Consider the following 11,866-nt stretch of genomic DNA (forward strand, 5'->3'; position numbering starts at 1 on the left):
AAGTTGTTTTCAATCGTCTGCCTAATGTAACTTTTCCAGCGGTAACTCTATGATAAACTCTGTGAATTTCCCCTCCTGGCTATCTACCTTTAGCTTTCCGCCATGGCCTTTCGTAACTATATCAAAGCTTAGCGACAGCCCGAGCCCGGTGCCCTGCCCGCTAGGCTTTGTCGTGAAAAAAGGCTGGAAGAGTTTACTCTTTACCTTTTCTGGAATTCCGGTGCCGTTGTCGCGCACCCGCACTTCCACCCTATCCTTTAACTGCAGCGTGCTCACCCGCACCTCTGGTTTATACCCCTCAATTGCCTGCTGCTGCTTCTGCTGAACGGCATAGAAGGCATTGTTAAACAGGTTTAGCAGTACTCGTCCTATTTCCTGGGGCACTACCCTGACTTTTTGAAGCTTCTCATCAAAAGATGTGGTAAGGGCGGTGTTAAAAGTCTGGTCTTTTGCCCGAAGGCCGTGGTAAGCCAGGCGCATGTACTCGTTCGCCAACGCGTTCAAATCTGTTTCTTCTTTCTGGCCGGTGCTGTTGCGCGAGTGCTGTAGCATGCCCTTCACAATCGCTTCCGCCCTATGGCCGTGCTCCTGAATTTTGTAGAGGTTCTGAACAAGGACCGCCAAAGACACCTTCGCCTCCTCCGTCTGATTCGCCTCAAGCTCCTGCTCTATCTCAGTGCACAGCTCCACGCTCACCTCCGAAAAATTGTTCACAAAGTTGAGGGGGTTCTGTATTTCGTGCGCAATCCCCGCTGTCAGCTCTCCCAACGAGGCCATTTTCTCCGACTGGACAAGCTGCGACTGCGTGGCCTTCAGATCTGTCAGCGCTTTTCTGAGTACGTCCCGCTGTAGCTCCGTCCGCTCTTTCTGCTCCTGTATTTCTTCGTTCAGTTTGGCTAACTCTGAATTACGGAGCCGGAACGACTCCATTTCCTTTATTGCTTTCTCTATGCCATGAGTAATTTCCAGGTCAATCACCTTTTTGCTCATCGCATCGTTATAGATCTCTTTATCCAGCGCAATGTGTTTTTCATAGTGTACCAGTGCCTCCTGGTACCTTTCTACCTGCTTAAGCACCTGGTAATAGCCTTTATGGATTTTGGAAAGCGTGTCTTTCGCCTTTATCTCCTCCCCTATTGCCAGGCCATCATTCAAAAACCCCAAGGCCTTTCCGGTGTCTGCTCCGGCATAGTCTTTGTCACAGTAGAGTTCGCTGAAGCAAAACAGTACCTCCGCCTGGCCTTTTTTGTCCTGAATCTCCACTCGGATCTGCTGGCTTGCTTTCCAGTTCAGAAGTGCCTGTTCAAAGCTCCTGAGCTTAAAGTAAATGCTGCCTATGTGGAATAACGCGTTTGCCTGCCCCTTTTTATCTCCAATGGCTTCCGCTATTCCTAAGCTTTCCTGGCAGTAGGTAAGGGCCTTTGTGTGGTCTCCTAGTTTATAGTAAGCAGTGCCAATATTATCCAGGCATCCTGCTTCCCCCCACTGGTCTCCGCTTAATTTCCGAAGGCTCAAACTCTGCTGGTAATAAGAGAGCGCCTTGGTGTACTCGTTGCTTTCGTAATAGATAAGGCCTATGTTGTTAAGTACATAGGATTCTGTTAAAGTGGCTTTAATCTTTCTTGCTTCCTGCAGGCTCCTCAGCAGGTAGTCAAGTGCTTTGCCGTAGCTCCCCAGGTACTTGTACGTTATCCCCAAATCATACAGGTTCAATGGGATGTCCTCCTGAATTGCTAACTGATCCCTGATGCTTAAGGCCTTGAACAGGCATTTGAGAGAGGATACATAGTTACCGTGGTAACGGTTTATAATGCCCTTGTACTGCCATATGTCAGCCTGTCCTTTTAAATCATTTAGTGTCTGGAAAATCGGAAATGCTTTGTCCAGGCAGCTAATTGCCTGGTTATGCTCTGAGCGGCGGATGTGGCAAAACCCCAGGGTGCTCAAGCCTTCTGCTTCGCCCTTAGCATAAGCAACACCTTCGGCCAGACGCAACGCTTCCTGGCTGAGCAAAAGCGCCTGGTTCGATTGGATAACCATCAGCGCTTTTGCCTCGCTGTTCAATGCATCTACTTTCTTTTTAGTGGCTTCAGCAACGGAAGACACAACAATCTTCTGCATAGGCGTCAGACCATGTAAAGCTCCCATTGTATTCGGTCTGGATCTTTGAACGCAACATAGTCTTTATTCAAAGTAGCGTCTTTTTTCACACCGGTGTTTTCTACTCCGGCATCCGTTAGCGCCTGTGCCACCCGCTTTAACTCTTCCTCCTGCTCGCAGGCCATCGCCAGGTGATCCATGCCAATATGATAAGGATTGAAACGTGTTTCGCCGCCAACTTCTATTTTAGCTAACTCAAATCCGACAAAGTTTGAACCGATCATAAAACCAAACAGGTCCGGTGTGTCCAGCACCAGTTCGAACCCTAAAGTTTTATGGTAAAATGTCTTTGTCTTGTCCATATCCCTGCACCTTAAAGCAATGTGATGTATACCTGAGGTTTTGATTTGTACTGCCATGAGAAAATTCGTCTAAGTGGAAAATTATAACTGTTAACTATCCTGTTTGAGGAACACCCCCTGTTAATGTGAAACCAGTACCTTATCATCTACATGCGCCACAGGCACCTGTATAATAAACTCTGTATACTGGCCTTCTGCTGTTTCAAAGTATAATTTGCCACCATGTCCCTTCGTCACAATATCATGGCTCAGCGACAAGCCGAGGCCGGTTCCCTGGCCTGTAGGTTTGGTTGTAAAGAAGGGCTGAAAAACACGGTTCATAGCTTCTTTTGAAATACCGGTTCCGTTGTCTTTCACCCTTATCTCAAAGGCATCGCTGAGGCGGTGTGTGCTCACGGTAATCAGTGGCTCATAGGCTTGTCCCTCCTTTTTTTGCTTTGTTTGCACTGCATAATAGGCATTGTTCAGAAGGTTAACCAATACCCTGCCCAAATCCTGTGGGATTATCTCTGCCTTGCCTACTTCATCATCATAATCCGTCACGACTGTTGCTGTAAAGGTCTTGTCCTTTGCCCGCAAGCCGTGGTAAGAGATGCGCAGGTACTCGTTAACGAAAGCATTGATGTCTGTTGACTCCTTATGCCCCAGGCTCTTTCGGGAATGTTGCAGCATGCCTTTCACTATAGAATCGGCACGCAAACCATGAGTGTAGATTTTAGACAGGTTCTGTGCCAGTTCCGTAAGCAGGCTGTTTGCCTCCCGCCTTGGCTCTTCCTGCAGTTGCTGAGCGGGCCCGAGGCGTAGCTCTTCCACCAGTTCTGCGCTAACCTCTGAAAAGTTGTTGATGAAGTTCAGCGGGTTCTGAATCTCATGGGCAACACCGGCTGTTAGCTCACCCAGCGAAGCCATTTTCTCTGACTGCACGAGTTGCGCCTGTGTAGACTTTAGGTTGTCGAGGGTTTGCTGCAACTCCATTTTCTGCTGCTCCAGCTCCTTTGACTTCCGTTCCAGTTCAGCTGTACGCTGTGCCACAAGGCTTTCCATCTGCTCTGCATAGCGCCTTAAAGATTCGGTCATCAGGTTGAAATGCCTGGCCAGCGCCCCAATCTCGTCCTGCACTTCAATAGGCACCTCTACCTTCAGTTCCCCGGCGTTTACCCGTTTCACACCTTCCAGCACATAGTTGAGGGGGCGCAACAAATTATTCCGAAAGAAAGGTGGGAATACTAGCACGATTAACAGGGTGGAAATGGGGATCAGGTAAGCCAGGTACCGAAGCGCATTCTGTGTATGCACGTCTGCTACGCCAACTTCGTTATAGTTGCCGTACAGCATAAAGCCCAGCATCCCCAGAACAATTAAGGTCAGGCACATAAACAACCCTACCAGCTTTGCCAGGAAAGTGGTCTTCTCCTGGGCATAGGTCATGTAGTTGATGACAATCCCGGTTATCAGTATCAGGTAAATGGCATGATGAACCGGTTCCCACCACGTGGAGGTGATGCGGAATATACCGAGATTGGCATTCAGCCAGGCAACAACAAGCAGGATGCACCAGAAGGCAAAGGCCCTGTACGCTTTCGTATCGCGGGTAGAGGGCTCCATTAGTTCTTGTAGTATAGCGCTCCACCTGTGCAGAGATCCGCCTGGGGGCACAGAACCGGTGGCACCTGCTGTCTCGACGTGCACCCGGGCAGACAGTGTGGCTTTCCTTACAAATACTATTACAAACCAGATAGCTAGCAACAGTTGTACAGGAAATGTCCAGGGGTAACCAACCTGGTGAAAGTACATGCCCATACTCATTAAGGCAAAGCTTACCAGGAGCGCCACCTTCGTTTCACGCGGATAGGGGTTGTAGCGGTAAGTATAGCAGAAAAGCAGATTGTAAAGTCCCAGGAAAACCAGCACAACGCTGTGCACCCATACTATAGGCTCATAGGCATCAGTACCAAATGCGGAATTACGAAGAAAGGAGATGGCATTGTATATCGTGTGCAGTATAAACATGCCTGTAATCAGCAGGCCATCACTTGATTTGTTTTTGATGCTTAGCAGGTACATTGCAAGCGTCAGGCAGAGGGTAAACTCGGCTAGAGCTGCTATGGACTGTGGCCGGAGTTGGAACCATTCCATCGTGTTCTTTTATAAAACTGTTTAATCCCGCATATTTCTCCCTATCATACTGTCTGTTAAAGCACTCAAAATAAACTGCACGCCACCGCTGCTCATACTGCTGCGCTTTCTGCTATTACCAGGTCTCTCACCGGCAGTGTTATAATGAATTCTGCGTATTCGTCCTGTTTTGTCTCTACCTGTAGCTTTCCACCGTGGCCATTTGTAATAATTTCATAGCTGAGTGAAAGCCCTAGGCCGGTTCCCTCCCCAGAGGGCTTCGTGGTAAAGAAAGGCTGAAAGATCTTATTTCTTAGTTTTCCTATTATACCGGTACCATTGTCGCGCACGCGCACCTCTACCAGGCCCTCAAGCTGCCGTGTGTGCACCTGCACCTCCGGCTCATAACCTGGCGAAGCATGCCGCTTCCGCTGCTGAACTGCGTAGAAGGCATTGTTAAACAGGTTCAGCAACACCCTCCCCATTTCCTGCGGCACTACCTCAACCTTTTCCAGGGCTGGGTCCAGTTCTTTTATCAGCCGCACTGAAAAGGTTTTGTCCTTCGCTCTCATCCCGTGGTAAGACAGGTGCAGGTACTCATCAGCCAGCGCATTCAGGTCAGTAGGTTCTTTCTGGCCGGAACTGGCTCTGGAGTGTTGCAGCATGTTTTTCACAATCGAGTCGGCACGCCTGCCGTGCTGTTGTACCTTGTGCAGGTTCTGGGCCAGGTCCCCTATCAGCGCCTGCGCCTCCTCCACCCTTCCCGCATCCAGTTCATGCCCCATTTCGGCGCACAGCTCCACGCTTACTTCAGAAAAGTTGTTCACGAAGTTCAGCGGGTTCTGGATCTCATGTGCAATACCTGCAGTAAGCTCGCCCAGAGAGGCCATCTTCTCCGACTGGATCAGCTGCGCCTGTGTAGCCTGCAGTTCCCGGAGCGTTTTTTCCATTTGGTCGCGTTGCGCCTGTATTTTCCTGTTTTTCTTCAGGATCTCATCATTCTGTGCCATTACTTCTGACGTACGCTCAAGCACCTTCTCTTCAAGTAACCTGTTCTGGCACTTCAACTTGCGGGAGCGGTACTCTATAGCCCCCCAAACAAAGCCACCGAACACAAACACATATAACCCAATGGCCCACCAGGCACTCCACCAGGGAGGGTTTACAATTACAGCCAAACTTTTCTCTGCCCACACCCCATCACTGTTGGCAGCTTTCAACCTAAAAACATACTCCCCCGGGGGCACTTTAAAATACGAGGCTGTACGGTCGGCCCCTGCTGTGCGCCAGGCATTGTCATAATTATCCAGCTTATAAAGGTGGCGGTTTCCCTCCGGGTTGATGTGGTGGATACCAGCGAAGCTGAAAGAAAAGACGTTCTCGTTGTAAGGCAGCTGTATCTCCCTTACCTGCTGAAGGGGTTCCTTTAAAGTGCTTCTTTTACCAGGAGATACCGGTTTATCAAAAAGCCGGAAACCTGTCAAAAGGATCTGTGGTGGCCTGTTGTTCAGGCCAACATGCGCCGGAGCAAAGTTATAGTATCCGTTCATGTCACCAAGGAAAATATCCCCTCTCCGGCCCTTATACCCGCAATAAGTAAAGGCACTGGGATTGATGCCATGGTTCCAGCCATACACACCTACTTCGTCGCGGGCTTTGCTAAGGCGCATCAACCCCACAGAAGTACTTACCCACAGGCATTGTTGGTTATCTTCGGTGATGTGGACGACGCTGGCAAGGTGCTTTCCTGTAAGTGGATCCAGGAAAGGAGTAAACTGACCTGTAGCAGTGTCCAGGCGGAAGAGTCCATTGTCTGTGCCTACCCATAATTTCCCGCTTATATCCTCATAAATACCGTTGATATCTTCTCCCTTCAGGTATTGCCGGAGCTTTCCTGTTGCAGGGTTAAAATGGTGCAGGCCATTCCGGCCGCGAGCGGTTCCTATCCAGAAATTACCCCGGCTATCGTGGGTAAAGTAGCTGAACTTTACACTTTGTATTCCGTTCTTCTCGAAATCTGACTTATCTATATAATGGACAAAAGTGGATGTTTTTTCATCAAAACGGTCGAGACCCTCGGCTGTTCCTACCCAAATGTTTCCTTTCTCATCTACTTTGATGATGCCTACTGTGTCACTGCTTATGCTGCTGCTTACATGCGGGTTATGCGTGTAGGCCATGAATCTGTCTGTGGTGCGGTCATAGCGGTTGAGGCCTCCATTCTGTGTTCCTATCAGAAGCATCCCATCATCCCCTTCCTCTATTGTCAGCACAATGTTATCGCTAAGGCTGTGAGGATTCAGTTTATCATGTGTAAACCTTTTGCTGCTGTTGTTGCGCTGGTCCCGGCGAATAAGTCCCTGCTCCGTACCTAACCACAGCACACCGGAAGGCTCCTCAAAAAACGTATAAACGGCTGTTCCCATTTCCATATAAGGGATGGTGCTCATGTGTGGGTTCACCCGGTAAATGTCTCCTCCCCAGGTGCTGATCCAGAGCACGCCCTCCCGGGAGGTGTAAGCATACCAGGTGCCGTTGTCCTCCAGACTTTGCGGAATGTTCTTGCTGTACTCGAAGTGCTTCTGTTTTTTTGTTTTAGGGTCATAGCGGTTTAATCCTCCCCTGTAGGAGCCAATCCAGATAGCCCCGGACGCATCCTCATGAATAAAAGAGACGCCATCTTCTGTTTTGCCACTTCGCAGGTATGGCCTGCTCAGCTTCTCAGGCTGCTCCGGGTCAAACTGGTGGCGTATAAAAGTGCCCTTTTCACGGTTCATGGTATGCAAGCCATCCCCGTATGTGCCAATCCAGAAGTTACCTTTTGAATCCTCTAAGATTGCACGCACTTTGTTGTCAATCAGACTGCTGGGGTTGCCCGGGTCGTGCAGAAAGCGCTGGAACCTACCTGTCTTCTTATCAAACCGATTCAGGCCGCCCTCTCCTGTCGGTGTCTCTCCCGGAAAGGGGCTCCCGGTGCCCACCCACAGCGTGCCCTGACTGTCCTCATAAAGCGCCCGCACCTGGTTATTGCTTAGGCTATAAGGATCTTTTTTATTCTGCTTGTAATGTGTGAATATTCCCGTTGACGGATTATAGCGGTTGAGCCCGTTGTGCGTACCAATCCAAAGCATCCCTTCCCGGTCCTCCAGTATGCCGGTAACGGTATCGCTGCTGAGACTGTTCCTGTTACTCGGGTCGTGGGGGAAGTGAGTGAATTTACCTGTTGCGGGGTCCAGTCTCTCCAGTCCTTGCCCAAAAGTGCCGGCCCATACATACCCTTTGCTATCTGCGTAAACACACTCTGTCCAGTTGGCTGCCAGTGACCCAGGGTCAGCCGGATCATTTTTATAGGCTACCCACTGGTAGCCATCGTAGCGGAAAAGACCTGTTTGCCTGGAGAACCACATGTACCCCTGTTGGTCCTGGCTCATACCTGTGACGAAGCCTCCGGAGCTTAGCTCCTCTAAGGGGGGAACGCGCTTAAAAGCAACCTGCTGTGCAGATAGGGTGCTGAAACATGTTAGCAGTAACAAGATAACATGCATGAAGAGAGAATGGGATATTCTCATAACGCCAGTTCAAAATAAAGTACCTGCTCAGAACTAGCTGCACCAGAAGTAGTTGGTCCTCTGGGGCAACACTATAGATTCCTGTATCAATACATCCAGATAAACAAGCTAAAGAGGGTGATTCAGCTCATTACTTTACATTCCTACAACAGATGTTTCTGAAAGACGGAGGGCGTCTTCTCACATCTATAGCTTTAGGTTTCCTTTTTAGTCACAGTTATACACTAGAATTATACGTATAAATTTTATTACTAATACGTATTTAACCCATTTTTTTTAATAATACTTCATATTTTCCGGACAATATATGACTGGAGAAGGACTTCTCTTATAAGGAAATCCGGCTACTTGAGGACAGCAGGTACAAACAGGCAGGAGGTAAAGATTTGAAAAATTTGGAATGCTGCCGCTTAGGCTTTCATGGGTGCATCGTGAACATCCTGCGGCATTACAGATTTGAATTGTATTAAACCAAAAAACCGCGTCATTATAGAATGAGCGGCTTTTTATGGTTAACTAACAAACACACTAACTAATAAAAACTTTATAAAAACATGTTCAGGATATCCTGCCTGCCGTTCAGGTACTCATAGGCAAACCCTTCTTCCGTCATCCTCTTTTTAATATTCTGTACATCTTCCGACTGCTTCACTTCAATGCCAATAAAGACAGGACCTTTCTCCTTGTTGTTCTTCTTGATATACTGGAAATGGATGATGTCATCGTCCGGGTGCAGCACCTTGTTCATAAAAGTCCGGAGGGCACCGGGCTTTTGGCTGAACGTGATCATAAAATAATGCTTCAGGCCCTGGTGTTGCATCGCCCGCTCTTTGATGTCTTCCATGCGGGTGATGTCGTTGTTGCTGCCGCTGATAACGCAGACTACATTCTTGCCTTTGATCTTATCGGCATAGTACTTCAGCACCGACACCGACAGCGTGCCCGCTGGCTCCAGCACCACCCCTTCTTCATTGTACATCTTCAGGATGTCCACGCAAATCTGCCCTTCCGGCACCAGCACCACATCATCCAGCAGCTCCCGGCAAATCTCGAAGGTCAGCTCTCCCGGGCTTTTCACGGCAGCGCCATCCACAAAGGAGTCAATTACGTCGAGTGCCAGGCGCTTCTGCGCTTTGAGCGAATTGTACATCGAAGGAGCTCCCTCTGGCTGCACGCCAATCAGCTTTGTTTTGGGGCTAAGTTGCTTGAACACACTGGATACCCCGGCGGCCAGACCGCCGCCGCCAATCGGCATAAAGAGGTAATCAATCGGGAAAGTGGCGGCTTTCAGTATTTCCAGCCCCACCGTTGCCTGCCCTTCCACGATGGCTATGTCATCGAAGGGAGGCACAAAGGTGCTGCCGCGGCTATCGGAATACTCCTTGGCGGCTTTAAACGTGTCATCATAGGTGGCACCGGTCAGCACCACTTCCACCATTTCCTTTCCGAAGCCCCGCACCTTGCTCACCTTTTGAGCAGGTGTAGCAGCTGGCATAAAGATATAGCCCTTCAGACCGAGCAACTGGCAAGCGTAGGCCACACCCTGCGCATGGTTACCGGCGCTGGAGCAGACAATTTCCCGCCCCTCCTGCTGTGGCAACATGCTCATTTTGTTGTAGGCACCTCTGATCTTATAAGAACGCACCACCTGCAGGTCCTCCCGCTTCAGGTACACATTGGCATCGTATAACTGCGACAGCCAGTGGTTCTGCAGCAAAGGGGTCTTATTGATGACCCCTTTCAGGTTCTTCGCTGCCTTCTCTACATTCTCTACCGAAACAACGGTGTCTAAAGCGACTGTATCTTTATCCATTTGCCTTTACTTTGATCGGGAGCGCAGCTTTCTAACTGTTGCTCCTGTTTGCCATAATTCTGACTCGCGCAGTTCTTTCAGTTCTGCCTCCAGTTCTTTTCTATACCCTGGTGTGGAGCCGCGCTGAATGGTGCGTTCTGCTTCTTTTCCGGATTCCACGCTGTCATACAAATCGTTCAGCACCGGTAGGGTAGCCTCTCTGAATTTGCCTTTCCAGTCTAAAGCGCCGCGCTGGGCAGTTACGGAGCAGTTGGCGTACATCCAGTCCATGCCGTTTTCGCCTACCAGCGGCACTAAGCTTTGCGTTAATTCTTCCACTGTTTCGTTAAAGGCCTCTGACGGAGAGTGCCCGCGCTCACGCAGCACCTGGTACTGTGCCTCGATGATGCCCGCTAGAGCGCCCATCAATACACCACGTTCACCGGTTAAGTCGCTGTATACTTCTTTCTTGAAATCTGTTTCGAACAGGTAACCGGAACCTACGCCAATGCCCATAGCCACCGCTTTCTCATAAGCTTTGCCTGTGGCATCCTGGAATACAGCGAAAGAAGAGTTTAAACCGCCGCCGCTTACAAATAATCTGCGCAGGGAGGTACCACTGCCTTTAGGGGCAACCAGGATAACGTCTACATCGGCTGGTGGTACAATATTCGTCTGCTCTTTAAAGGTGATGCCGAAGCCGTGTGAGAAGTAAAGGGTTTTACCAGGCTTCAGCCTTTCTTTGATAGTGGGCCACAGCGCTATCTGGCCAGCATCTGAAAGCAGGTTAGCGATGATAGTACCACGCTCAGCAGCTTCTTCTATAGAGAAAAGGGTTTCTCCCTCCACCCAGCCGTCTTCCACTGCTTTGTCCCATGAAGGAGAGTCTTTGCGCTGACCAACAATTACGTTAAACCCATTGTCTTTCATGTTCAGTGCCTGTCCCGGGCCTTGTACCCCGTATCCAATCACAGCAATAACTTCATCTTTCAGTACTTCCAGTGCTTTAGAAAGCGGGAATTCCTCGCGTGTTACTACTGTTTCGTCTACTCCTCCAAAATTGATAGTTGCCATTTTGTTTTAGCTGGTTATAGTTTATGATTCTTGTTTTTTCTTCTTTTTTCTTGATTTATGCAGCAAAGCTATTTACCCGCTGCACTTATAAAATTTTTCCTGCCCCTCCAAAGAGGGGCCCAACCCCCAGGTGGGGAATGTATCAATCTTGCTTAAACTCTCTACCCCGAAGGGGCAGGTTGTTGCGTTTTCTATAGCCTGGAAAGGTTTGAAGGCTTTCCTGATGTTGTTACATCGAGAAGATTTTGTCACGGCTGTTGAGGTACTCATTCTCAACTGTTTCACTTCCAGGCTCTGCACGCTCGAATTCGCGCAGCTTCCTGTTAAAGCCTTCGCTGCCTTTGATGATAGCGATGCGGGCGCTTCGCACAAACTCAATGAGGCCATAGGGCTGCAGCACCTTTATCAGGTTGTCGGTTTCTTCCCGGTGGCCGGTGGTTTCAAATACCGTATAGTCTTTCCGGATAACCACAGCGCGGGCTCCATTCTCCCGTAGCAGTCGCTCTACCAGCGCCTTCTCCGCAATGACATCGGTTGGAACCTTGTAAAGGGCCATTTCCTGCCATATCACGTCTTCGTTCGTGTGGTAGTATACTTTCAGCACCTCTACCTGCTTCTCTATCTGCCGCGTCAGTTTCCGGATAACATCTTCCGTTTCGTGTATCACGATGTTGAAGCGGTGAATGCCCTCGATTTCAGAAGGAGAAGTATTCAGGCTTTCAATGTTCATCTTCCTCCTCGAAAAGATGGTGGCAATCCGGTTCAGCAGCCCCACGTGGTGCTCGGTGTATACCGTGATGTTAAACTCCTGCCTGTCGATATGATTCTGATTACTCATGCTTTTCTTCTGCTTG

Annotated in this window: 7 protein-coding genes; all 7 read right to left on the reverse strand. The window is 49.3% G+C overall.

All coding sequences use genetic code 11. The features are described from left to right. Window positions 1-21 precede the first annotated feature (21 nt). A complete protein-coding gene (locus ACFS7Z_RS03155; RefSeq protein WP_377480780.1) occupies window positions 22-2,121 on the reverse strand; it encodes a tetratricopeptide repeat-containing sensor histidine kinase in 2,100 nt (699 codons plus the stop codon). 5 nt (window positions 2,122-2,126) lie between these two features. Next, window positions 2,127-2,519, reverse strand: a complete 393-nt coding sequence (locus tag ACFS7Z_RS03160; protein ID WP_377480783.1) for a VOC family protein — start codon at window positions 2,517-2,519, stop codon at window positions 2,127-2,129. A gap of 63 nt (window positions 2,520-2,582) precedes the next feature. Beyond that, complete coding sequence (locus ACFS7Z_RS03165; protein WP_377480786.1) at window positions 2,583-4,598, reverse strand: sensor histidine kinase; 2,016 nt, start codon at window positions 4,596-4,598, stop codon at window positions 2,583-2,585. A 92-nt stretch (window positions 4,599-4,690) separates the two neighbouring features. Beyond that, a complete protein-coding gene (locus ACFS7Z_RS03170) occupies window positions 4,691-8,008 on the reverse strand; it encodes a two-component regulator propeller domain-containing protein (protein ID WP_377480789.1) in 3,318 nt (1,105 codons plus the stop codon). Between the two features lie 682 nt (window positions 8,009-8,690). Next, window positions 8,691-9,959 carry a threonine ammonia-lyase IlvA gene (gene ilvA / locus ACFS7Z_RS03175; RefSeq protein WP_377480792.1) on the reverse strand — a complete coding sequence of 423 codons (1,269 nt, stop codon included), beginning with the start codon at window positions 9,957-9,959 and terminating at the stop codon, window positions 8,691-8,693. A 6-nt stretch (window positions 9,960-9,965) separates the two neighbouring features. Continuing rightward, entirely contained in the window at window positions 9,966-11,012 is a 1,047-nt protein-coding gene (gene ilvC / locus ACFS7Z_RS03180; RefSeq protein WP_377480795.1) for a ketol-acid reductoisomerase, read from the reverse strand. Window positions 11,013-11,241: 229 nt separating this feature from the next. Beyond that, window positions 11,242-11,850 carry an acetolactate synthase small subunit gene (ilvN, locus tag ACFS7Z_RS03185; protein WP_377480797.1) on the reverse strand — a complete coding sequence of 203 codons (609 nt, stop codon included), beginning with the start codon at window positions 11,848-11,850 and terminating at the stop codon, window positions 11,242-11,244. Window positions 11,851-11,866 lie beyond the last annotated feature (16 nt).

The organism is Pontibacter toksunensis (assembly GCF_042686245.1).
GTDB lineage: Bacteria > Bacteroidota > Bacteroidia > Cytophagales > Hymenobacteraceae > Pontibacter > Pontibacter toksunensis.